Here is a 23,198-nt window from a genome sequence, read left to right on the forward strand (position 1 = left end):
CCTATTACAAGCTCTGAGCCCCCTCAACCAGCAATAAAATGCAATTTATCCTCCTTCCAGATCACCTCAATCCTATCCCCAGACTTAAACTCACCAAGCAATAAAGCCTGCGCAAGAGGGTTTTCCAGTTTCTGCTGGATAGTCCTTTTCAGCGGCCTTGCACCATAAACAGGATCAAACCCTGCCTCTGCCAAATGCGATAGCGCCTCAGGGCTAAGCTCCAAACTGATATTTTGCTGAGCCAAACGTGCTTGTAAATGGCTTATCTGGATAGCAGCAATAGTCGCAATCTGTTCTTTCGCCAAAGGATGAAAAACAACCGTATCATCGATTCGATTGATAAACTCTGGGCGGAAATGCTGTCCGACTATTTCCATAACCGCAGCTTTGATTTGCTCATAATTTAATTTAGCGGCCATATCCTGAATAAGATGGGAGCCTAAATTTGAAGTCATCACAATAACCGTATTACGGAAATCAACAGTTCGACCCTGGCCGTCTGTGAGGCGACCATCATCGAGAACTTGCAGTAGCACATTAAAAACATCGGAATGCGCTTTTTCAACCTCGTCAAGCAAGATGACCGAATAGGGGCGGCGTCGCACTGCTTCAGTCAAATAGCCTCCTTCCTCATAGCCGACATAGCCTGGGGGCGCACCGATTAAACGGGCAACAGAGTGTTTTTCCATGAACTCAGACATATCGATACGAACCATGGCCTCTTCAGTGTCGAATAGAAAGGTTGCCAGCGCTTTACAAAGCTCGGTCTTACCAACACCAGTTGGTCCAAGGAACAGGAAGGAACCAATAGGTCGATTTGGATCAGACAGGCCTGCCCGTGAGCGGCGAATGGCATTAGAAACCGCATCGACAGCCTCGTCTTGCCCAACGAGTCGTTTATGCAAGTTTTCCTCCATATGCAGGAGTTTTTCCTTTTCACCCTCAAGCATTTTGGCGACAGGGATCCCAGTCCATTTGGAGACAACCTCGGCAATTTCTTCCTCAGTCACCTTATTACGAACTAGCTTATTATCAGAATTTTCTGCATTCTCAGAAGCAATTACCTGATTTAAACGTTTTTCAAGTTCGGGAATACGGCCATATTGCAGTTCTGACATGCGGGTCAAATCACCTGCTCGTCGGGCTGTTTCCAACTCAATTTTGGCTTGCTCCAGTGATTCTTTGATTTGATTGGCACCCTGCAAGGTTGCTTTTTCCGCCCTCCAGATTTCTTCTAGATCGGCATAATTTTTTTCAAGCTCGTCGATACTTTCCTGCAAATCACTCAGGCGTTTCTTAGAGGCTTCATCATGCTCTTTCTTAAGGGCTTCACGCTCAATTTTTAGCTGGATTAAGCGACGCTCGAGTTTATCCATACTCTCCGGCTTGGAATCAATTTCCATACGAATTTTAGAGCCAGCCTCATCAATAAGATCAATGGCCTTGTCTGGTAATTGCCTATCAGCAATATAGCGATGAGACAAGGTTGCAGCAGCGACTAAGGCTGGATCGGTAATATCTACCCCATGATGCACTTCATAGCGCTCTTGCAAGCCGCGTAAAATGGCAATGGTATCTTCAACACTGGGTTCATTGACCAGAACTTTTTGGAAGCGTCGCTCCAAGGCGGCATCTTTTTCGATATATTGTCGGTACTCATCAAGTGTTGTAGCGCCGATACAATGTAACTCACCGCGGGCAAGCGCTGGTTTCAGCATATTACCAGCATCCATCGCGCCTTCTGCCTTACCTGCGCCGACCATGGTATGCAATTCATCAATAAATAAAATAATCTGTCCTTCCTGCTTAGCCAAGTCATTGAGCACAGCCTTCAAGCGTTCCTCAAACTCTCCGCGAAACTTAGCGCCGGCTATCAGGGCACCTAGGTCGAGCGAAAGCAGACGTTTATTCTTTAAGCCTTCGGGGACTTCACCATTAACAATTCGCTGCGCCAATCCTTCAACGATAGCCGTCTTACCAACACCGGGTTCTCCGATAAGAACAGGGTTGTTTTTCGTGCGACGTTGTAGCACTTGAATAGTACGCCGTATTTCATCATCGCGGCCAATAACAGGATCAAGCTTTCCTTGTTCAGCACGCTCAGTTAGATCCAGAGTGTATTTTTCTAAGGCTTGGCGTTGCTCCTCGGCATTTGGATCATTGACGGAATCACCACCACGAACCTCATCGATAGCTTTCTCTATCGCTTGTTTTTCAGCACCTGCCTGCTTAAGCAACTTGGCAAGGGTGCCATCTTCGCTAATTGCCGCCAAGATAAAGATCTCACTGGAAATATAACTATCTTTGCGCTGCTGCGACAATTTGTCGGTTAAATTAAGCAGGCGGTTTAGGGCGTTGGAAATATGGATATCACCACCGGTTCCACTGACCTTCGGCAATCTATCCAGGGCTTGATCAATCAGCGTGCGCAGTTGTGATAAATTGACACCCGCTTTGGTGAGTAAAGGCCTGCTGCTTCCCCCTTGCTGATCAAGAAGCGCTTTCATTAGATGTTCTGGCTCTATAAAGCCGTTATCTCGGCCTAGTGCTAACGATTGGGCATCGGCTAAAGCCATTTGAAATTTGGAAGTAAGCTTATCCATACGCATAAGAAACCTCTTTGTTTGAGTTATTGTTTAATTTAAAAGCTATCTACCGTAAAATGTGGGTTCTTTAGTTAAAATCAAGTAGTCCAGATAATGAATAATTCTGTAAACAATGAGAATCCTGACTCGCAAACCCTATTAAATCAAATTGTTATCGAGTACATGCGCGAACAAAAACGCAAACGCCGTTGGCGTTGGGTTATGCGGATCCTATTTTTAGTATTGATTTTAATTGTAGCCTACAACATCTTTTCTTATTCCGAAGACGATAAAAGCTCCCATTCCAAGCCGCATGTCGGCTTAGTTGACGTTAATGGCTCAATCTTTGATAGCCAGAGTGCCAGCGCTGAAAATTTTGTTAAGAGTATGGATGAGGCCTATGAGAGTACAGGCCTCAAGGCAGTGATTTTGCGTATTAATAGCCCAGGTGGTAGTCCGGTACAGGCTGATTATATGTACAACGCAGTTAAATATTATCGCGACAAATACCCAGAGATTAAGGTTTACGCCGTTTGTGTTGATATGTGTGCTTCAGCAGCTTATTACCTTGCTGCGGCCGCAGATGAGATCTACGCTAACCCCTCATCGATGGTTGGTTCGATAGGCGTTATTTACAATGGTTTTGGTTTTGTTGATAGCCTGCAAAAAGTGGGAGTTACAAGGCGTTTACAAACTGCTGGTGTGAATAAAGCGTTTCTTGATCCTTTTTTACCAGAAAACCCTGATCAAGCAAAAATCTTACAGGGAATGCTTGATGACATACACAATACCTTTATCGAGCGGGTGAAAGCAGGGCGAGGGGATAGGCTTAAAATTGATGACTCAACTTTTTCCGGTCTATTCTGGACAGGTCAACAAGCTAAAGAACGAGGCTTAATCGATGGTTTTGCAAGCAGCGGTCAGGTTGCCCGAGAAATTGTGAAAATTGAAGAGGTCATTGACTATACCTACAAACAATCCGTCTTTGAGCGCATGGCTAAGAATATTGGTACTGCCATTGTAAACCAGATACCTGTAGCTATGGGTTTAAAAAGGGGGCTAAGCGCATAAGACAACTAAAAAAAGCTTAATTGATGATTATCTTTATCTAAGGAAAACCTTGATTATGCTGCGCTGCATCCAGACTACAGGTGCCTTAGATAGTGACACATCGAGACATGTGCTTACGCACAGACCTCTCAAAGAACGGTTTTCATTATTTCCTTCACCTAAGCGTGGAGAAAAGGTGCCTGAAGGATAGATGAGGGGTTTCTGGTACGAAGTTCTTTCCCGATATTTGCCCCAAAGGGGCTGAGTTGCTCAGCGCGAGCGGATATAGATGTCCTTAACTTAACGTCAGTTCGTATAAGCGATTTTAATAAAGCATTGTTCTAATTGGGCGAAAAAAGCTAATAAGGTAAAAAAAGATCGCTATGAGCTAATGTTAGAGATTGTGATTACAAATCATTTCTTATTAAAATTACTTATACAGACAATGCGGAAATTACGACAAGCACATAATGTTTAATTAATGTTCTATATGTATAATAACAACCTAGGTTACATAGATTTAATGGTGTTGATATGAGTATGACCCTTACCCAATGGTGGAATAAATTAGAAACTGACTTAGCTAGATTGCAAGCTAAGGTACAGAATCATCAATCACCTGCCTGGCAAACCGCAAGAACTCTTGTTCAAGAAGGAGCGCAGATAGAAGATGGTTTGATATCGGCTATGGGGCATAAAAATGCAATAGACCGAGCTATGCCGAATTTAGGTTCCGCCTTTATTAGTCCTCATGATAATGCTACCCATTACTTACCAGATGTTAATAATCCAGAAGAATTACTGTTTGCTATCGTTTACTACAATCATTTATGCCGCTATGCACAAATCGATTCAGGCCCTTATGCACCAATTGTTAATGGGGTTATCGCAGAACGAGCTTCTGTGCAGGCCGATGCGCAAGGGCTAAAAGATAGAATTGACAACTACATTGCCCAGCAAGCTAGTCCTGCAGCAGTTCTTGCAGCTTTCCCTGAGGTTGCAAATCAACCAGGAGCAACCCTTCTTGACCAAATTACATCAATGCTTGCTGAATTGCCCGTAGAGGATAAACTGCTTGTCCAGTTTGAGACAGATACCCAGGCTGCAGTCCAAGCACACCAGCAGCAAGCTAGCTCTCTTATAGAAGTATTTGATGATTTAAATAAAAATCTTAAACACAAAGAAAAGACTCTTAGAAAAATTGCCTCTTACAAAAGAATGGCTGAAGAGTTGGCAAAGGAGGATAGTACCTTAGTTGATGATCTTAGCGATCAAAACCAAATGCAAACTAAGTATCCTCAAGATGCAACTAAATGGACGAAGATAAATACACCAGATACAGAAGCGAGCACGAAAATGAAAGTGGCAGTGAATGTCACTCGGGCTGGTTTTACTGTAGCAAACACTGTTGGGTGGTTATTTAATACTGCTGTCAGATATACTGCAGGTTATGTGGCGCCACAAGTTGTAAATGATATGGCAACTTCAACAGTGAACACGATAAGTGGCCTTGCTGAGAGCATAACACCAAATTCCAATTCTGACTCTAAGAAAGGACGATTAGTTGCTAAGGCAAATGAGCGAATCGCTACCTATGCTGATGGATTGAACAGCCCTAATATAACAGACCAGAAGGCAGTTATCTCTGCAAAAGACTTTGAGAGTATGAGCTCACAACAAGTCGATGCCTTAGCTGATAAAGTCAAACTTGTAAGAAATTTGGTTCATATTCAGAAAACTATGGAGTTATACCGCGAGAAACAAATGACTGGTATTGTCAAAGTGATCGCAGTAGATGTATTTGGACCCATTGTCAGGTTCTTATGTGATACGCCTTTCCGTCGAGTGATTTATGACAGAATCCTGTTGACTTTAGCAGCTGAAAAATTTGAGAAGCAACTCGATACAATGATTGAGCAAGTTGAGGCTAATGATCAGTATGGCAAAGACCAAGTGAAAACAGATCTTGAAACTGCCCTGCGTAAGGTAAGAGTAAAATCTGAGAAAATTCTCCAAAGAAGTGTCTACACCTTCTTTGAAGAAGAAAGGGCTGCTGCATCAGGTGAGCTAGTAGCGGTTGTGGACCAGGTTGCGACAACCTCTGACATAAGCCTGGACGAGGATGAGACTGATGAACCAGTTGCAGTTGCCGCTCTTTGATAGCTGATTTATACCAAATTCCCGTGGGTTCACCGCGGGAATTTGGTTTAGTAGCGACTTACTAATTTTGTCTATACTTCTATAATCTTTTTCTTAAGAAGCATAAAAAAATGCCATTGACTCACCTTTTGTTGGCCCTTTTAGTTGTTATTGTTTGGGGTATAAATTTTCTTTTTGTAAAGCTGGCGCTCGATGAAATTTCGCCCTTGCTGCTTTGCGCTCTGCGTTTTTTCTTAGCGAGTGTCCCTGCAATTTTCTTTATCAAACCCCCAGCAGTATCTTTCAGGATAGTTATTCTCTATGGAATGGTTACCTTTGCCCTGCAATTTTCATTATTTTTTATCGGTATGAGCATTGGTATGACGCCCGGCATGGCCTCTTTGATTATGCAGACTCAGGTATTTTTCTCTATGCTTTTTGCGGTAATCCTGCTCGGTGAAACTCTGAATGCCTGGCAAATTATTGGTGCTTTAGTTTCCTTTGCGGGTGTTGGAATTGTAGGTTTGCATTTTGATAGCAATATCACTTTGCTAGGATTTCTCTGTATGCTTGCTGCAGCAGCAACCTGGGGCTTGGGAAATCTTATTACCAAGAAAACCAATAAGATTTCAATGATCGCTTTAGTTGTTTGGGGATCCTTTGTTGCCAGCCTGCCATTACTCTTATTCTCTTTAATCTTTGAGGGCCCCGAGGCTATTGTTAGAAGTTGGCAGCATTCTACTATACAGGCGGTTTTTTCCTTGGCCTATATTGTTTATCTGTCAACCTGGTTTGGCTATGGTGTATGGAATTGGCTGGTGAGCCGTTATCCTGTCGGAGCTGTTGTTCCCTTTACTTTACTGGTTCCAGTGGTTGGTGTTTTGAGCTCGACCCTGGTACTAGGAGAACCCTTTCAGAGCTGGAAACTAGTAGCCTGTTTATTAGTTATTACAGGATTATTTATTAATTTATTCGGTGCGCGCTTGTTTAAAGCGCGGGTTAGACAAGAAGTTTCTTAAGAATGTAGCCTGGATGCAGCGCAGCAGAATCCGGGAAGTCGTATCACTGCTCTCGGATTCCGCTGCGCTCTGAGGAATCCTGGTATTTTTTCAAACAGAAAACATGTGCCATATAAGTTCTTCCTGTTCTTTTGTGTGTCATTCCCGCGTAGGCGGGAAACCATCGTGCAAACAAAGTGAGGAACCACTTTGAGAAATGGTTTCCCGTCTACGCGGGAACGACCCACATATAAGTCAAAGTAACTGATTAATGTTCATATAGGTATCTAAATGATACTTTGATTAAAAAAATGTCAGGATCACTCTGCGCTGCGCTGCATCCGGGCTACGGCTCGGAGCAAGCAACAACATTCACGCAGGCCTAAACGCTTAACCTCTAATAGCCGGCATCAATGTTTGCAACAAGGCTTTGAACACCTTCGGTGTTCCCGCAACAATATCACCTTTTTTCATATATTCTTCCCCACCCTGTAAATCACCAACCAAGCCACCAGCCTCTTTTATCAGTAAAGATCCAGCTGCGATATCCCAGGGACGCAAACCAAATTCCCAAAGCCCATCAAGACGCCCACTGGCAACATAGGCCAAATCAAGGGCAGCCGAACCTGTTCGTCTTATTCCGGCACATTTGCCAAGCAAGGCTTCAAAGGTAGCTAAGAATCGTTGGCCTAGCTCAGCATTACGATGAGGGAATCCCATACCGAGCAGAGCTGCACTTAATTGAGTCTGCTTAGAAACGCGAAGCCGTCGATCATTGAGCCGCGCACCACGGCCACGGCTTGCAGAAAAACACTCATGGCGTAGTGGATCATAGACTACAGCATGTTCAATACGGTTTTTTACACGATGTGCAATAGAGACTGAAAAGGAGGGAAAGCCGTGTAAAAAATTGGATGTTCCGTCAAGGGGATCAATAATCCACACTGAGTCAGCTTCGTCATTATGAATTCCACTTTCTTCTGCAATAATTCCATGCCCTGGGTATGCTTTATGAATAGTATTAATGATTGCCTGTTCAGCTTTTATGTCGACTTCACTGAACAATTCATTGCTTTCCTTCGCAGTAATTTTTATGCGATCAACTTGATCAATATGGCGAATAATAATATCGCCAGCAAGGCGGGCGGCAGTAATAGCAATATTTAATAAGGGTTCCATAATTCAACTCATTTTCTACAAAGTCAGCGATTCTAGCACATTTTTTTTTGTACAGAGAGAAGTCATTGCTGGTATAGTTGCTATCCTTAAATAAATAACGATTGTCATTATGAATTTTGCGTCAATTCGAATAGTGTTAGTAGCAACCTCACACCCTGGAAATATTGGTTCAACTGCCCGAGCGATGAAGACAATGGGCTTATCTAAACTTTATCTGGTAACTCCAAAATCCTTTCCAGATCAAAAAGCCTGGGAGCTAGCGGCAGGGGCTGATGATCTATTAACCCAGGCTGTAGTAACTGACTCGCTCGATGAAGCCTTACAAGGTTGTCAATTGATTTTAGCGACAAGCGCCAGGCCACGTGGAGTGTCACTACCTGGCTTGACGCCTGCTGGATGTGCGCAACTGGTTGGTGAGCAGCCAGATAATACTGAGGTTGCTATTGTTTTCGGTAGAGAACATGCAGGACTTACTAACGAAGAGCTATTAAGAAGCCATTATCATGTGAATATTCCTTCAAACCCAGACTATAGCTCCTTAAATCTTGCTCAGGCAGTTCAGATCATCGCTTATGAATTAAGAATGAATTTGCTAGAGCCCTCTGCAGAGGTAGCGCTTCACGAAGATAGATTGGCAACTGCTGATGAAATTGAAAAATTTTATGAGCATTTGACAGAAGTGATGAAAGAAACAGAGTTTTTAAAACCAACAAACCCAACCAAACGATTACAGCAGCGGATCCGTCGTTTATTTAATCGGACTCGTTTGGAATACACCGAAATAACGATTTTGCGCGGTATTTTGAGTCAGGTACAGTATGCCTTGAAGGTGGCGAAGAAAGCCGGTAAGGAGTCTGGGCAATGACCAAATTACCGATCTATCTGGATTATATGGCGACAACTCCAGTTGATCCACGGGTAGTAAAAAAGATGATGGACTATTTGGGGCCGGAAGGCGCTTATGGAAATCCAGCATCGATAACTCATGTTTACGGCTACCAAGCAGCGGAAGCGGTGGAACAGGCGCGCGAACAAATCGCGAAAGTGATCCATGCAAGCCCTCAGGATCTTATCTTTACCTCGGGAGCCACTGAAGCCGACAACCTTGCCATACTAGGTGCAGCACGCTTTTATCAACGCAAAGGACGCCATGTGATTACTATGCGCACGGAGCATAAAGCAGTGCTTGATAGCTTTAATCAATTGGAGAAAGAGGGCTTTGAGGTGACTTATTTGGAGCCTCAACCTGATGGTTTGCTTGATAGTCAGGATTTAGTAAAAGCCCTACGCGTCGATACCATTTTAGTCTCGATCATGCATGTAAATAATGAAATTGGCGTAATACAAGACATTGCGGCTCTAGGTGAACTTTTGCGTAATAAAGGCATCATCTTTCATGTGGATGCAGCGCAAAGTGCCGGTAAAGTTGCTATTGATTTAAGTCAGTTAGCTGTTGATCTAATGTCTTTTTCAGCCCATAAGGTTTATGGTCCTAAGGGCGTCGGCGCCTTATATGTGCGTCATAAGCCACGAATCCGCTTACAACCCTTGTCTTTTGGTGGCAGTCATGAGCGAGGGCTGCGTTCGGGAACCTTGGCTACCCATCAAATTGTAGGAATGGGAGAGGCCTTTGCCCTTGCGGAAGCTTATCGAGAGGAAGAACAAGCAAGGATCTTGCATTTACGCCAGCAGTTATGGGAAGGTATTCGGCATATCCCTGGTATTCGTTTGAATGGTAGCGACACAACGCGCATCGCCGGTAATCTTAATTTGGCTTTTGCAGGTGTCGACGGTGATTCTTTGCTATTGGCATTAAAAGAGATAGCTGTCTCAACAACCTCTGCCTGTAACGCCGCGAGCCAACAGCCATCCTATGTGCTACGAGCCTTAGGTCTTGATGATGAATTAGCCTATAGCTCGATCCGACTGTCAATTGGCCGTTTTACGACTGAGGAACAAATAGGACAGGTTAGAGATATAATCTGTCATCAGATAACCCGTTTGCATGAAATATCACCACTATGATATATAATGAACTTGTAGAAGCCTGTTTTTTCGCACCTAATCATGTAGGAACTTTGGATTTAACACAAAGCCTAGTAGCCTTTTATCGGGGTGGAGAAGCTGGCCGTGGCGATTTTTTTGATTTTTATCTGCTTTGTGACGAGCAGGGCAAAATCCTTAAAGCACGCTTCAAAGCTTATGGTAATCCTTACCTTGTCGCTGGAGCAGAATGGCTTTGCCGGCAATTGGAGGGAAGCCAAATTGAAGAACATCCAAGATTTGATTACGCCTTGTTTGTACAAAAACTGGATATTCCTAAGGTTCGCTACCCAGTTGCCCTACAAATTGAAGATGGTTATCGCGAGATAGTGCAATTAATGAAAACGAAGTTAAAAGGGGAGCCTAAATGAGCGTAGTAATACAACATAAAAATGATTCAGTCTTCGAAGTAATCTTAAGTGAAGCCGCTCTTCAACATGTGTTAACTTATTTAGGCAAACAAAAAGATAGCAAAGGCATCCGCTTTTCAGTGAAGAAAACAGGTTGCTCAGGCCTATCTTATGTCGTTGATTATGTAACCACCGCCAAAGACAATGATATCGTACAGAACTTAGCTGAGAATTATCAACTCTACATTGATAAGGCCAGTTATCCCTTTCTTAAAGGAATGACCATTGATTATGTTAAGCAAGGATTAAATTATAAATTTGTTTTCAATAACCCCAATCAAACCGGCCAATGTGGTTGCGGTGAAAGCTTTACAGTTGAGTAGTTACTGGGAGCACAATGAATCCCGGAGCTCTTTCCCTTCGCTCCAGACATGGGGCAACTGCCATTAAGTTAAGGGCAGTGAGACATGGGGCGAAGGTGCCCGAAGGGCAGATGAGGGGATTTTCAATGCAAAAATTTCCTCATCTACTAAATTCCTCACAAAAATTTTCTCCGCCAAAGGGAAAAGTGATTTTTTGAAGTCCAATATGCCCAACGATGAAACTGGTTAATTAATAATATCTACTATTCGTTTTTAATATGCTCAGACCATAACTCGCTTAACTCTTAATAAAACAATAAGAAACCATCCGCTTAAAATTGATTAATAATTGCTCATCTTGCGCTTTTATTGATAATGAATGCGTTAAATTGTTTCAGATCGCGCAAAAATGCTTGCAAAAAAATTAATTTTTACTTAAGCTTCCCTTAAGAAATGAATATCAATCAAACAAAGTTTACACGGTTTGGTGGATCTGGTAATATATCAGTCATGATGTTCAATCTTTATCTGTTTTGTTAAAAAAATGTATTATTAAGAGTGTTTGGAGAGGACAATGAACGCAGTTATGCAACAAGTGGAACAATATAATGATGCTTTGACCCAACAAGTTGTCAATGCTGTAAAAGGTTATTTGAATGCTGTTGGAAATAAAGAAATTAACTTGAATCTTTATCAGCTAATTGTTGAAGAAGTTGAAGCGCCCCTTTTCCGTACAGTAATGGAATTAACCCGGTACAACCAATCTAAAGCTGCTCGAGTTCTTGGTGTAAGCCGTGGTACCTTACGTACAAAACTGAAGCGTTATTTTGATGATGAATTCATTGGTACTCGCGGATAATTTAGAGAGTATCTAAGGTCTGTTTACATTTGGTGTTTGTAGTTCCGACAGCAATTGTAAACGGACTCTATTTCATCTAGTGTTGTGTGGTTTGAATGTAGCCTGGATGCAGCGAAGCGAAATCTGGGAGCAGTGATCAGATTTCCCAGATTTCACTTCGTTGCATCTAGGCCATGGACTGATCGGAGCAAGAACAACGAGCTTCACGCAATAATGCCATTTCATCTTTGTATCGATTATTTAATTCTTCTGGTCTCTTCATTTTTACCCTGCACAAGCATTACAAGACTGTTTTCAGCTTACCCCATCTTAAAGATCTTATGATTCTGGTCTTTCACTAGGCACTCTGTTAGTATTGGAACAGAGTCGGTCAGGCAATCGCTCCTTGTTTACACAAGGGGAGGAAAGTCCGGGCTCCATAGGGCAGGGTGCCAGGTAACGCCTGGGAGGTGAAAGCCTACGGAAAGTGCCACAGAAAATATACCGCCAGTTCCTTATCGAACTGGTAAGGGTGAAATGGTGCGGTAAGAGCGCACCGCGCGATTGGTAACAGTCGTGGCAGGGAAAACCCCACCCGGAGCAAGACCAAATAGGAATCCACTTCATCGCGAGGTGAAAACGTGCGGCCCGTACGGGATTCGGGTAGGTTGCTTGAGGTATGTGGTGACGCATATCCCAGATGAATGATTGTCCGCGACAGAACCCGGCTTATCGACCGACTTTTCTTTTTTTCCTGAGAGCCCCAGCCACTTTGGGTCAAACATCGGCAAAGACCCCGTCATCCCGAACGTAGTGAGGGATCTCCGGGACTAGCACTCTGCCACACTCAGGAGATGTCTCTCTACGTTCGACATGACGTACGTCTTTGGGAGTCTGCTTACATTGGGTATAGCAATTGTAAACAGACCCTTGATTCTAAGCAGAACAACACTTACTATCTCGTGCTTTATGACAAGACAGAATTCTTGTGGCTTGGCCTTGAGAATTCGCTGCTGATAACTTTTTGTAAATGAAATTTAAGACACGAGTTCTGCCATGATGCTATGTATTGACGTAGGTAATTCTCATATCTATGGTGGCGTATTTGCTGGAGATGAGATCCGGCTTCGTTTTCGCCATACATCAAAAGTTAGTACTTCCGATGAATTAGGTATTTTTCTGAAGTCGGTACTTAGAGAAAATCTCTGTTCTCCCGAGGAGATTAAGCAAATTGCTATTTGTTCAGTCGTCCCTCAACTAGATTATTCTCTGCGTTCTGCCTGCCTTAAATATTTTTCTGTGGAACCTTTTGCTCTGCAGATTGGAGTAAAAACTGGCTTAAATATTAAATATCGTAACCCCATTGAAGTCGGTGCTGATCGAATTGCCAATGCTATTGCGGCAACTCATACCTTTCCAGGGAAAAATATTATTGTAATTGATTTCGGAACAGCTACGACCTTTTGTGTAATTAACGCGCAAAAGGCTTATTTGGGCGGAGCAATTTTACCGGGCATGCGTTTATCTGTGGAAGCCCTAGCAACTAAAACAGCTAAATTACCTTCTGTCGAAATCATTAAGACAGAGCAGGTTGTGGGTCGATCAACAATCGAAAGTATCCAATCTGGTGTATTTTATGGTGCACTAGGCGCTTGTCGTGAATTAATTAACCGAATTAAAGAGGAATCCTTTGCAGGGCAAGAGGTATTGGTCATTGCTACCGGTGGATTTGCTTCCTTATTCGATAAACAGGGTATTTATAATTTGCTAATCCCTGATTTGGTGTTGCAAGGGATTCGCTTAGCTGCGGAGTTGAACAACTAGGGGCTATTAATAGCCCCTAAGCTTGTAATAAATTCAGTTGTATTTCTGTTTTTATTCTGAACATTAAAGTTTGTTAAAACAAGCTAAGTCCAGGAAAACGTCATCACGAATATCTGAGAGATCTCCTATTGCAGGCATAAAGCCACATTCAGGAGATCCTTCACTTTGTTCAGGATGATGGTACTCGATGTTTTAGAGAAGTTGGACATACAGACCATAACTTACTTTTTTAATCGCTATTCAGCTGTAGCTCAATTTGTTCGTTTTTTGCGTGGCCATAATTTATTCATAGTGAGATCAATATTTTCATAAGATGATGAATTAGACTTTTTTGCGATTTTTTTTACTAGAAATTTCGCCTTAAGTGTTGACGCTTGGGAAAATATGTCCTTATAGTGTGTGAAAGTGGATTAAAATTACAAAAAAGTGGAGAATTGTGGGAGGGATATGGTTAACTTTATGAGCATATAGGTAATTTAAAGCTTAAATAGTTAATAATTAATCCTTAACGCATAAATTAAAGTCATGTTTCGGGGAATTAATGCCATCACTATTGACGGAAAAGGCCGGCTTGCGGTTCCAACGCGCTATCGAGAGGCGTTAGGAGAGCAGGACAAGGCGTCATTGGTGGTGACCATCGATACCGAGGAAACCTGCTTGTTGATGTATCCCGCTGCAGAATGGCAAATAATTGAGGATAAACTGCAAGGTTTGCCTAGTTTTAATGCGGCTGCGCGTCGAATTCAACGCTTGTTGATTGGACATGCAACCGATGTAGAGCTTGATAGTAATGGGCGTGTACTGTTGCCCCCTTTGTTACGCGATTATGCGTGTCTTGATAAAAAAGTGGTGATGATTGGTCAAGGTAATAAATTTGAAGTCTGGGACGAATTATTGTGGCAATCCAGACGTGAACAATGGTTAGCAGAAGAGGCATCACAGACCGATGGTTTGCCAGATGAAATGAAAACCTTTTCTTTGTAGTGGAAATAAAAAATGACAGGGCATCAATCAGTATTGTTGCAAGAAGCGATAGATGGTTTGGCGATTAAGCCTGAGGGTATCTATGTTGATGGTACCTTCGGTCGCGGTGGCCATAGCCGTGCTATTTTGCAGCAATTATCTTCAGCCGGACGCTTAATTGCGATTGATAAAGATCCGGAAGCTATCGATTATGCTCGTAACCATTTTGCCGATGAGCCGCGCTTTGAAATATTTCAGGGGTCTTTTGCCAGACTTGCTGAGTTTAGTAAAGAAGCAAAGGTGTACGGTCAGATCGACGGTATCTTGCTCGATCTGGGGGTGTCCTCGCCGCAACTGGATAATCCGGAACGCGGGTTCAGTTTCATGCAGAAAGGGCCTTTGGATATGCGAATGGATCTATCTCAGGAATTGGATGCCGCAGGCTTTGTTAATAAGGCTGAAGCTGAAGAAATGGCAGTGATTTTCAGAGAGTATGGTGAAGAGCGTTTTGCAGGCCGTATCGCTAGGGCAATTGTTGCAGCGCGCAGTGAAGCACCAATAAGCACCACAGAGGCGTTGGCGGAGATTGTCAAACAAGCGAATCCCAAATGGGAGAAGCATAAACATCCGGCGACACGTGTATTTCAGGCAATACGCATTCATGTGAACCAGGAGTTGCATGATTTGAATCTATGTCTTAATGCCGCCTTGGATGTGTTGGCTATAGGTGGACGCCTGGCTGTTATCAGCTTTCATTCCTTAGAGGATCGAATAGTGAAACAGTTTATGCGTAATAAAGAGTATGGACAACGTCCTCCTCCTGGTGTCCCGATACGTGATGTTGAGATAAAAACCAATTTTAAAAGGGTAGGAAAGGCTGTGAAAGCAGCAGAAGGCGAAGTAAAACAGAATGTCAGGGCTCGTAGTGCAGTCTTGAGAATAGGAGAAAAATTAGCATGAATGCCGCGGCTAGGGCGATTAATCAAAGCAATTTCTTTAATGGACAACTATTGGAGATGCGTCTTTCAAAACGACTTTGCTTTCTTTTGACTCTGATGTTAGCAGTTCTGGTTAGTGCGCTTGCTATTGTTTATACTACCAACGAATATCGTCTGAACTTCATTGAGCTTCAGCGTTTGGAGCAACAGGCAAATCAGCTACAGTTGCAATGGGGGCAATTACTTCTGGAGCAGGCTAGCCTTGCAACGCCAGCAAGAGTAGAGCAGTTGGCTTCAGAAAAGTTAGAAATGCGATTGCCAACCGATAAAGAAATCTACGTTTTACGGACACAATGAAAAATAAAGGTCATCAGACACGACTAATCGTCGTGTCTTCTTTTTTTGTACTATTGCTTGCTGCTCTTCTATTCAGAATGCTGGATTTAACCGTTTTACATCGCCAGTTTCTGCAAGGACAGGGGGACGCACGTAGTCTACGGACTATCGATATACCAGCGCATCGTGGCATGATTACTGATAGGCAGGGCACACCACTTGCTGTGAGTACTCCAGTACAAACTGTATGGATTAATCCAAAAACCTTTGCTCCTAGCAAGACCCAATTCATTCAGCTTAGTCAAATATTAAACATCCCTCCTAAAAATTTATTTTTGAGCATTAAGCAGGCTAATTCACGCGAATTTCTCTATTTATACCGTCAATTACCGCCAATGCTGGCTAAAAAAATTGAAGATCTCAAAATCCCAGGGATTAATTTTCAACAAGAATTTAAACGCTACTACCCAGAGGCGCAAAGCACAGCACAGTTACTTGGTTTTACCAATATTGATGACATTGGTATTGAAGGGTTGGAATTAGCCTATCAAGACTGGCTAATGGGTGTGAATGGTAAGAAAAGAGTATTAAAAGATCGCATGGGGAGGATTATCGAAGAGCTAGGTATTATCAAGGAACCTCGCCCAGGGCATGATCTTGTTTTAAGTATTGACCGACATATCCAGTATTTGGCCTATCATGAATTGCAAAACACGATGGAAAAATTCGCTGCCAAGTCTGGCTCTGTTGTTGTCGTTGATACGAAAACTGGAGAAATACTTGCAGTTGCAAATGCGCCATCTTTTAATCCCAATGCCCGCGGGCGTTATACCCTCGATAGTTATCGTAATAAGGCCATTACCGATACTTTTGAGCCAGGCTCTGTTATTAAAGCGTTCACAATCGCCAGTGCTTTGGGCTCCGGTTTATTTAAACCGGATACGATTATCGATACCCGCCCAAGCTGGATGATTGTCCATGGTCGTACTGTACGTGATATTCATAATTATGGTGTTTTGAACGTTACTGGTGTCTTGCAGCATTCTTCTAACGTGGGTGTAGCCAAGATGGTATTGGCTAGTCCTCCAGAGCAGCTTATCGGTTTATTACTGCGCTGTGGTTTTGGGCAAAGAACAGAGAGTGGTTACCCGGGCGAAAGTGATGGGGGAATTGTTAGTGTTAAAGATGCAAATCCTTTCGTATTAAGTACTCTGAGCTTTGGTTATGGGATGTCAGTTACCGCTCTGCAATTAGCGAAAGCCTATATGGTCTTTGCCAATAATGGGCAATTGATGCCTGTTACCTTATTGCATAATGAGGTTAAGCCTTCGGGTGAGCAGGTTGTGGATGCGAAAACTGCAAAACAGGTCTTAGCAATGCTTGAAGCAGTCTTAGGTAAGGAAGGAACTGGGCGCTCCGCAAGGGTTCCAGGTTATCGTGTTGCTGGTAAAACCGGGACTGCACAAATTGCTGGAAAGAATGGTTATGAAAAAGATCGCCATATCGCTAGCTTTGTTGGTATTGCCCCAGTATCCGATCCGCGTTTGGTTGTTGTTGTAGTGATCCATGAACCAACCAAGAATGGTTATTATGCCGCAGCAGTTGCTGCTCCGCTTTTCTCACAAGTGATGGCTGGTGCCTTACGCATACTTGATGTGCCACCTGACGACACTGCTGGCTAAATGGAAGATAAAAATGAAATTTGCTGAACTCATACGACCCTGGATTAAGGGTGAAATTCCTGATTGTGAAATTTTAGGGTTGCATAACGATAGTCGGCAAATAAAGCCAGGTTTCTTATTTTTCGCCTATCCTGGAGCTGCCACTGATGGGCGGCTTTTTATTGCTCAGGCTTTAGAAGCAGGGGCTAGTGCCTTGATTTATGAGCCGGAAAATTGGTCAGCTGCAAGCCAGCTTCCTTCTGAGATACCCTCTGTAGCTCTGCCGGGCTTGGCAGATAAGCTGGCAGAAATTGCTGAACGATTTTATAGAGAACCAACAAAAAAGTTAGTGGTTAGCGGCGTAACTGGGACAAACGGTAAAACAACGATTGCTTATCAGCTTGCCCAAGCTCATGCCTTATTAGGTGAGCGCTCAGCTTATATTGGTACTATCGGCCAGGGAGAAGTTAGTGCTTTACAGACTCTGGCGAATACAACGCCCGATGCCCTATGCCTGCAAGAATTGATGTATAGCTATGAACAACAGGCGATAAAACAGGTTTGTATGGAAGTGTCCTCTCATGCACTTTGCCAGCATCGCGTGGATAATATCGATTTTCAACAAGCTATTTTTACTAATCTTAGCCATGAGCATTTGGATTACCATCAAACAATGGAAGCTTACGCTGCAGCAAAGGCAAAACTTTTTGCTAAGCCAACATTGAAATGGTCAATTGTAAATCATGATGATAAATGCAGTGCTTTGATGCGAGCCGCGGTGCAGAGCGGACAGATTATAAGCTATGGCATTCAAGAGGGCGCTGATGTACGTGCCCTGCGTTGGGAGGTTAGTTTAGCAGGAACACAACTTGAGATAGCCTCGCCTTGGGGGCAGTATCAAATGAGGATCAAAGCCCTCGGTTTTTTCAATATTTACAATGCATTGGCAGTGTTCTCAAGCTTAGTTGCCTACGGTTACCCAGTGGAACAGGTTGTGTCTGTCATGGCTAAATTGCAAGCAGCCCCTGGTCGAATGGAAATTGTAGCGCAGGAGCCTTATGCAATAGTTGATTATGCTCATTCCCCAGATGCCTTGGAAAATGTATTGGCTACTTTGCAAAAGGTCAAAAAAGGTAAAATTCTGGTTGTTTTTGGTTGTGGCGGTGATCGAGATCGAACAAAAAGACCCATTATGGGAAAAATTGCTAGCCAATACGCTGATATTGCAATCATCACAAGTGACAATCCCCGTACGGAAGATCCCCTGGCTATCATTGATGCCATTGAAGCTGGGATCAGTGTAAAAAACAACCTTTATAAAATCCCTGATCGAGAACAGGCTATTGCCAAGGCACTGAGCCTTGCTGATAAAGACGATATTGTCTTAGTTGCCGGTAAGGGGCATGAGGATTATCAACAAATTGGTAAGACTCGCCATTCCTTCTCTGATCAAGCAGTGATTCGGCGCATTATGAATTAACTATGGGCAGATAGTTTTAATTTTGTGACTACGTGCTAAAATCGGCGCACTTTTAACTAAATTAATACTTATTATGAATCCTTCTTTATTTGAAAAAAAATGTACTGAACTTAACAATAGCAAGCTGCTAGCTAGAGCGGGAAACCAATATACTTCCCTGTTAAATTTATTTGCTAATAATCTCTCAGCAACAGAACAAGAGCTGCAGGAATTTAAAAATGCATGGAACTGGTATGCGCATATGATTATCGCCCATGTGAGAGAGGTACAGCGTTCCCTTCCCTGGGGCTGTCTCGATAGAGACCAAAAGCAAATTGTTGATGATTATCTTGCGGGCTTGAAAGCAACCTTACAAGAGAAAAAGAATATAGTTATGTCCCAGATTGAAGAAAAGCGCTGGATAGCAAACAGTGTAGTTCCACAAAACTTCAAGGTTGAGTCGAATTTCCCTGGACTGGATCAAGAGCCATCCCTTCCCTTTGATCCCTGGTGGCCGGAAGTATTGGCTACAGATTTAACTTTTGCAGACCTTTTACAAAGTGCTAATACTTTTACAGATGAGGCGGGTGTTACTAATACAACTTTTAGTTATTAAGAGCTCAGCTCCAGGATGAGAAGCTATCCCTAATGCTATAAACAAGTTATGCTGGAATATAGATTTAGGGATTAATAAAAAGTAAAGGATCAACATGACTTTCCGCTCTTTATTCGTTCGCACTTTACCTCTTGGACTTTGTGGTATTTTAGGTAGCTCTCTGCTCCATGCGGGGATACCTGTGTGGACCTTCTCAGCTCCTAATCCGGCTCAGGTCACCGTTGCAGAAGGGCAAACGGTAATTGTGCAATATACAGTCACTAACCAATCCTCAGCTCCTAAGCAGCTGTTCCTCAGAGACACTCCGGGTTTAACTGCCTCAAGCTGTAACCTAGTGGGTAAAGGTAGCACTTGCAATCTGATATTGACTGTTAACGGTAGTCAGATACCTGTGCAAGGACTTCATTCAGGTCCTGTCCTCTGTGAGCAAGCTAATCCCAATCAATGTTATTCGCCTGTCGAGCAAAATCAGTTACAGATTAATCATTCTTCCGGTCCCGGGCGCTTAGAGGCCAGCCAATTTGGCAATCCGGTGAGCGTCTTAAACTTGCAGGCTGGCGATTCGGGTACGTTGATTCTTACAAATACAGGAGGTATGCCTCTTAGTGGATTGACCATTCAACCCCCTTTTGGCTGGCAATCTTATTTCAGCAACAATTGCCCCTCATCACTCGCAGCTCATCAAAGCTGTGCGCTAGACTATAACATCCCTATTCCGGCTGCACTTGGTATTTTTAATCCCTTAAACATTCAAGCCACCCAGGCTAACAGCCTGATAGCCGCCCAAACTACTGTTAGTCTGAACATTACAGTGAGTATCCGAACTATGGGGAGTATGAAATGCTGGGGGTCAAATTACTATGGCCAGTTGGGCTCTACTAGCAACATTGGTACCTTTAATCCTAACACTAGCCCATTAGATATACCGACCCTGGGTTCAGGTGTGATAGCTATAGCTGGAGGGAATACCCATACTTGCGCTTTGCTCAATACTGGTGCGGTAAAATGTTGGGGATGGAATAATTTTGGCCAGCTGGGTTCTACCACCAACAGTGGAACTACTAATGCTAACACCAGCCCACTGGACGTGCAGACCCTAAACTCAGGTGTGGTGGCCATTACTACAGGTGCTGCTCATACCTGTGCCCTACTTAATACCGGCGCGGTGAAGTGTTGGGGGTGGAATAATTTTGGACAAATTGGCTCAACAGTAAATAGTGGAACTAGTGATGCCAACAATATCCCACTAGATGTGCAAACCCTAAGCTCAGGTGTAGTAGCCATTTCTGCAGGCGGGTCTCATACCTGCGCCTTACTTGACACTGGTGCAGTAAAGTGTTGGGGATGGAACCTTTTAGGTCAGCTAGGATCTACCATCAACAATCAAAACTTTAATGCCAACAATATCCCACTGGATGTGCAAACCCTAAGCTCAGGTGTAGTAGCCATTTCTGCAGGTGGGAATCATACCTGTGCTTTACTCGATACCGGCGCAGTAAAATGCTGGGGAAGCAACACATCTGGGCAACTAGGCGCAACCATTAATAGCGGAATTGAGCTTCCCAACAATAGCCCATTAGATGTGCAGACTCTAAGCTCAGGTGCGGTGGCTGTTACTACAGGTAGCAGCCATAGCTGTGCTTTGCTCGATACTGGTGCAGTAAAGTGCTGGGGAGACAATTCATTTGGCCAACTTGGCTCAACTATCAACAGCGGAACCAATAATGCCAACAATAGCCCACTGGACGTGCAAACCCTCAATTCAGCTGTGGTGAGCTTAGCTGCAGGGAGTCTTCAGACTTGCGTTTTGCTCAATACCGGCGCGGAGAAGTGCTGGGGATCTAACCGCTTTGGCCAGTTGGGTTCTACTACCAACAGCGGAACTACTAATGCCAACAACAGCCCACTGGATGTGCAAACTCTCGGAGCAGGAAGCACAGGTGCATTATCGAACGACAGTGTAGCCATCGCCAGTTGTGCGATTGTTTATTAAGCAAATAACATCCCTCTTTTTCCCTTCTCCCTAGACCTAGGGAGGAGGTGCACAGAAAGACGAGAGGTTGCTGGTTCGATGTTTCTCTACTCTAAAAGCCCTTGAATTTTCTCTAACCTGATCTTGCAAAACTCATGGCGATTTTGATGGGCTTTACGCAGTTGTTGAAAGCTCAATTCGACATTATCCGCTGCTTTTAGAAGCTTAGTTTCGTTAAAAGGATTGTATAGGGAAAGAATAAAATCTTGCCAATTCTCTGAATTCCAAGCGGGTGTGTCTGGGTTAACAAGAGTGGGCTGCCAGCTTGGTGGTCTAAGGCTAAAGCAGGCATGGAGTTTCTCGGAGATCATATGGACAGCCCTGAGTTTCGCTTCGATACTATGTCCGGCAATATGTGGTGTGCATAAGGTGGCAAAGTCTACAATAGCTTTGCTAATAGCAGGTTCATTGCTGTAGACATCGGTACAATATCTAAGGTTAGGTTGCGTCAACAGGGCTATCTCATTGACTATTCCCCCCCGTGCTGCATTGATGATAACGACTCCAGGTTTTAATTGACTGAGCAGAGTTTCATCAAAGAGATTGTGGCTCGGGTAGGGCGGCTTATCATGTAAGTTGGCATGAATACTAATCAAATCACAGTGCTTTAAGCTTTCAACTGAGCAAGAAATAAAAGTAGGATCCTGGGCGGCTTTGGGTGGGTCATAGCAAAATACGTGCATTCCAGTTGCTTCTAAGCGCTTAGTGACGCGGCTACCGACTTCACCCATACCAACAACCCCTGCATTGATACCGGAAAAACCTTGGAATCGTTGTAAATAGGCAATACTTGCAATCACATAATCAGCTACAGCCTGGGCATTAGCTCCCTTTGCATCGATTAGTTTTATCTCATTCTGCTCTAAATAATTGGTATCAATATGATCAGTCCCGCTACTTGCCGTCGCAACATAGCTTAGAGTACTTCCCTCTAATAGCCTCTTATTAACCTTTAAAGCAGCACGGCAAAGCAAGATGCTCTGGTCTTTAAGAAGTCTGGAAAGATCTTGCATATCCTTGTAAAAACTAAGCTCAAAGGGCTTTGGAAAGGCTTCCAAAAGCCCTGGCAAACTGGCATCAGCAAGAATTTTCATAGGTTAAAAAGTGAGTAAAGCCCCGCTAAGGACCAAGTAATGGGGGGACGAATTATCCAACCTAGGACACCAGTAAAGATAAGAATGAGTAGAATGAAAAATCCATAAGGCTCGATTCTTTGGTACTGAATAGCCTGTCTGACCGGTAGCATGCTAGCTAAAATCCGACTGCCATCGAGAGGAGGGATAGGAACCAGGTTCAAATAAGCAAGCAACAGATTGATAACAACACCTGCCTGGCCTGTTAGAACCATAAATAAGGCGGTGTTCGATGCCGATGGATTCATTAAGGCGCCGATTTTAAGGCAAATAGCCCACAGAAAAGCCATTATTAAATTTGAAATTGGACCTGCGGCTGTTGCAAGTGCTAAATCTCGTCGTGGCTTAGCAAACATTGAGCTATTGATTGGTACAGGTTTAGCCCAGCCAAAGACAAAGCTGAAATGACTTAAAATCAGCACAACAATAGGCATAATGATTGTGCCAACGAGATCGATATGCTTGATAGGGTTAAAACTCAGGCGCCCCATCATTTTAGCTGTCGTATCGCCTAAACGCGATGCAACCCAGGCATGCGCGGCCTCATGGATGGTAATGGCGAAAAGTACTGGCAAAATCCAGATTACTATTTTTTGAACAGTTGATAATTCAAGCATTAGGAAGGCAGGTTGTTAAGCAAGCGGTCATTCTAACGGATAGTTAGGTTTTGGCTCAAGTGTAACTATGTGGAA

At 43.4% G+C, this 23,198-nt stretch carries 20 protein-coding genes and 1 other RNA gene; 17 read left to right on the top strand and 4 right to left on the bottom strand.

Annotated features, from left to right (window positions below; translation table 11 throughout):
- Positions 1 to 23: 23 nt before the first annotated feature.
- On the bottom strand, positions 24 to 2,609 hold the full coding sequence (gene clpB / locus BN1094_RS14160) for an ATP-dependent chaperone ClpB (protein ID WP_044011737.1): 2,586 nt from the start codon (positions 2,607 to 2,609) through the stop codon (positions 24 to 26).
- A 90-nt stretch (positions 2,610 to 2,699) separates the two neighbouring features.
- Between clpB and BN1094_RS14165 the strand changes: the two genes are divergently transcribed.
- The 3 genes from BN1094_RS14165 (at position 2,700) to BN1094_RS14175 (ending at position 6,793) form a co-directional block, all read left to right on the top strand.
- Complete coding sequence (locus tag BN1094_RS14165; protein ID WP_044011738.1) at positions 2,700 to 3,656, top strand: S49 family peptidase; 957 nt, start codon at positions 2,700 to 2,702, stop codon at positions 3,654 to 3,656.
- Positions 3,657 to 4,169: 513 nt separating this feature from the next.
- Positions 4,170 to 5,795 carry a hypothetical protein gene (locus BN1094_RS14170; protein ID WP_044011739.1) on the top strand — a complete coding sequence of 542 codons (1,626 nt, stop codon included), beginning with the start codon at positions 4,170 to 4,172 and terminating at the stop codon, positions 5,793 to 5,795.
- A 110-nt stretch (positions 5,796 to 5,905) separates the two neighbouring features.
- The gene (locus BN1094_RS14175; RefSeq protein ID WP_044011740.1) at positions 5,906 to 6,793 is read left to right on the top strand and encodes an EamA family transporter; all 888 of its coding nucleotides are present in this window, start codon (positions 5,906 to 5,908) and stop codon (positions 6,791 to 6,793) included.
- Between the two features lie 369 nt (positions 6,794 to 7,162).
- Here the strand turns inward: BN1094_RS14175 and BN1094_RS14180 are convergent, their stop codons facing one another.
- Positions 7,163 to 7,951, bottom strand: coding sequence for an inositol monophosphatase family protein (locus BN1094_RS14180; RefSeq protein WP_044011741.1), 789 nt, complete (start codon positions 7,949 to 7,951; stop codon positions 7,163 to 7,165).
- A 109-nt stretch (positions 7,952 to 8,060) separates the two neighbouring features.
- Here BN1094_RS14180 and BN1094_RS14185 point away from each other — a divergent pair, with 109 nt between their 5' ends.
- The 14 genes from BN1094_RS14185 (at position 8,061) to BN1094_RS14250 (ending at position 21,334) form a co-directional block, all read left to right on the top strand.
- Positions 8,061 to 8,816 (top strand): RNA methyltransferase, encoded by a 756-nt coding sequence (locus tag BN1094_RS14185; protein WP_044011742.1) that lies wholly within the window; start codon positions 8,061 to 8,063, stop codon positions 8,814 to 8,816.
- A complete protein-coding gene (locus tag BN1094_RS14190) occupies positions 8,813 to 9,976 on the top strand; it encodes an IscS subfamily cysteine desulfurase (protein ID WP_044011743.1) in 1,164 nt (387 codons plus the stop codon). Before BN1094_RS14185 ends, BN1094_RS14190 begins: the two co-directional genes overlap by 4 nt.
- Positions 9,973 to 10,365, top strand: a complete 393-nt coding sequence (locus tag BN1094_RS14195; RefSeq protein WP_052403311.1) for an iron-sulfur cluster assembly scaffold protein — start codon at positions 9,973 to 9,975, stop codon at positions 10,363 to 10,365. The genes BN1094_RS14190 and BN1094_RS14195 overlap by 4 nt, the downstream gene beginning before the upstream one ends.
- A complete protein-coding gene (locus BN1094_RS14200) occupies positions 10,362 to 10,727 on the top strand; it encodes a HesB/IscA family protein (protein WP_044011744.1) in 366 nt (121 codons plus the stop codon). Before BN1094_RS14195 ends, BN1094_RS14200 begins: the two co-directional genes overlap by 4 nt.
- Before the next feature lie 553 nt (positions 10,728 to 11,280).
- On the top strand, positions 11,281 to 11,565 hold the full coding sequence (locus BN1094_RS14210) for a helix-turn-helix domain-containing protein (RefSeq protein WP_044011746.1): 285 nt from the start codon (positions 11,281 to 11,283) through the stop codon (positions 11,563 to 11,565).
- 362 nt (positions 11,566 to 11,927) lie between these two features.
- Positions 11,928 to 12,292: RNase P RNA component class A (gene rnpB, locus BN1094_RS18960), an RNA gene on the top strand.
- Positions 12,293 to 12,600: 308 nt separating this feature from the next.
- Positions 12,601 to 13,368, top strand: coding sequence for a type III pantothenate kinase (locus BN1094_RS14215; RefSeq protein ID WP_044011747.1), 768 nt, complete (start codon positions 12,601 to 12,603; stop codon positions 13,366 to 13,368).
- Positions 13,369 to 13,893: 525 nt separating this feature from the next.
- On the top strand, positions 13,894 to 14,352 hold the full coding sequence (mraZ, locus tag BN1094_RS14220; protein WP_044011748.1) for a division/cell wall cluster transcriptional repressor MraZ: 459 nt from the start codon (positions 13,894 to 13,896) through the stop codon (positions 14,350 to 14,352).
- Positions 14,353 to 14,364: 12 nt separating this feature from the next.
- Complete coding sequence (gene rsmH, locus BN1094_RS14225) at positions 14,365 to 15,291, top strand: 16S rRNA (cytosine(1402)-N(4))-methyltransferase RsmH (protein WP_044011749.1); 927 nt, start codon at positions 14,365 to 14,367, stop codon at positions 15,289 to 15,291.
- Positions 15,288 to 15,626 carry a cell division protein FtsL gene (gene ftsL, locus BN1094_RS14230; protein ID WP_044011750.1) on the top strand — a complete coding sequence of 113 codons (339 nt, stop codon included), beginning with the start codon at positions 15,288 to 15,290 and terminating at the stop codon, positions 15,624 to 15,626. Before rsmH ends, ftsL begins: the two co-directional genes overlap by 4 nt.
- Positions 15,623 to 17,287 (top strand): peptidoglycan D,D-transpeptidase FtsI family protein, encoded by a 1,665-nt coding sequence (locus BN1094_RS14235; RefSeq protein ID WP_044011751.1) that lies wholly within the window; start codon positions 15,623 to 15,625, stop codon positions 17,285 to 17,287. Before ftsL ends, BN1094_RS14235 begins: the two co-directional genes overlap by 4 nt.
- 13 nt (positions 17,288 to 17,300) lie before the next feature.
- Positions 17,301 to 18,746 carry a UDP-N-acetylmuramoyl-L-alanyl-D-glutamate--2,6-diaminopimelate ligase gene (locus BN1094_RS14240; RefSeq protein WP_044011752.1) on the top strand — a complete coding sequence of 482 codons (1,446 nt, stop codon included), beginning with the start codon at positions 17,301 to 17,303 and terminating at the stop codon, positions 18,744 to 18,746.
- A 73-nt stretch (positions 18,747 to 18,819) separates the two neighbouring features.
- Positions 18,820 to 19,341 (top strand): hypothetical protein, encoded by a 522-nt coding sequence (locus BN1094_RS14245; RefSeq protein ID WP_044011753.1) that lies wholly within the window; start codon positions 18,820 to 18,822, stop codon positions 19,339 to 19,341.
- Between the two features lie 94 nt (positions 19,342 to 19,435).
- Positions 19,436 to 21,334: an RCC1 domain-containing protein gene (locus BN1094_RS14250; RefSeq protein ID WP_052403312.1), complete on the top strand. Its 1,899-nt coding sequence runs from the start codon at positions 19,436 to 19,438 to the stop codon at positions 21,332 to 21,334.
- A gap of 86 nt (positions 21,335 to 21,420) precedes the next feature.
- Here BN1094_RS14250 and BN1094_RS14255 read toward each other — a convergent pair whose 3' ends face one another.
- The gene (locus BN1094_RS14255) at positions 21,421 to 22,467 is read right to left on the bottom strand and encodes a 4-phosphoerythronate dehydrogenase (RefSeq protein ID WP_044011754.1); all 1,047 of its coding nucleotides are present in this window, start codon (positions 22,465 to 22,467) and stop codon (positions 21,421 to 21,423) included.
- Positions 22,464 to 23,123, bottom strand: coding sequence for a site-2 protease family protein (locus BN1094_RS14260; RefSeq protein WP_044011755.1), 660 nt, complete (start codon positions 23,121 to 23,123; stop codon positions 22,464 to 22,466). The genes BN1094_RS14255 and BN1094_RS14260 overlap by 4 nt, the downstream gene beginning before the upstream one ends.
- Positions 23,124 to 23,198 lie beyond the last annotated feature (75 nt).

The sequence above is a fragment of the Legionella massiliensis genome (assembly GCF_000756815.1).
Lineage (GTDB): Bacteria > Pseudomonadota > Gammaproteobacteria > Legionellales > Legionellaceae > Tatlockia > Tatlockia massiliensis.